The 1060-nt window shown below is 56.0% G+C and carries 1 rRNA gene; it reads right to left on the bottom strand.

The features are described 5' to 3' along the window. Positions 1-31 precede the first annotated feature (31 nt). Positions 32-1060: ribosomal RNA gene (locus tag IE252_RS42850) — 23S ribosomal RNA — on the bottom strand; the annotation flags it as partial.

A 1060-nucleotide genomic window follows, 5' to 3' on the forward strand; every position in this document is an offset into this window, starting at 1 on the left:
TTCAGAACTAACACAGTGGACGCGAGCAACTGAGGACAAGCCCTCGGCCTATTAGTACCAGTCAGCTCCACCCCTTACGAGGCTTCCACATCTGGCCTATCAACCCAGTCGTCTACTGGGAGCCTTACCCACTCGAAGGTGGTGGGAGTCCTCATCTCGAAGCAGGCTTCCCGCTTAGATGCTTTCAGCGGTTATCCTTTCCGAACGTAGCCAACCAGCCATGCCCTTGGCAGGACAACTGGCACACCAGAGGTTCGTCCGTCCCGGTCCTCTCGTACTAGGGACAGCCCTTCTCAAGACTCCTACGCGCACAGCGGATAGGGACCGAACTGTCTCACGACGTTCTAAACCCAGCTCGCGTACCGCTTTAATGGGCGAACAGCCCAACCCTTGGGACCGACTCCAGCCCCAGGATGCGACGAGCCGACATCGAGGTGCCAAACCATCCCGTCGATATGGACTCTTGGGGAAGATCAGCCTGTTATCCCCGGGGTACCTTTTATCCGTTGAGCGACGGCGCTTCCACAAGCCACCGCCGGATCACTAGTCCCGACTTTCGTCCCTGCTCGACCCGTCGGTCTCACAGTCAAGCTCCCTTGTGCACTTACACTCAACACCTGATTGCCAACCAGGCTGAGGGAACCTTTGGGCGCCTCCGTTACTCTTTAGGAGGCAACCGCCCCAGTTAAACTACCCATCAGACACTGTCCCTGATCCGGATCACGGACCCAGGTTAGACATCCAGCACGACCAGAGTGGTATTTCAACGGCGACTCCACAACCACTGGCGTGGCTGCTTCACAGTCTCCCACCTATCCTACACAAGCCGAACCGAACACCAATATCAAACTGTAGTAAAGGTCCCGGGGTCTTTCCGTCCTGCTGCGCGAAACGAGCATCTTTACTCGTAGTGCAATTTCACCGGGCCTATGGTTGAGACAGTCGAGAAGTCGTTACGCCATTCGTGCAGGTCGGAACTTACCCGACAAGGAATTTCGCTACCTTAGGATGGTTATAGTTACCACCGCCGTTTACTGGCGCTTAAGTTCTCAGCTTCGCC

This window comes from Streptomyces melanogenes, assembly GCF_014649795.1.
Lineage (GTDB): Bacteria > Actinomycetota > Actinomycetes > Streptomycetales > Streptomycetaceae > Streptomyces > Streptomyces noboritoensis.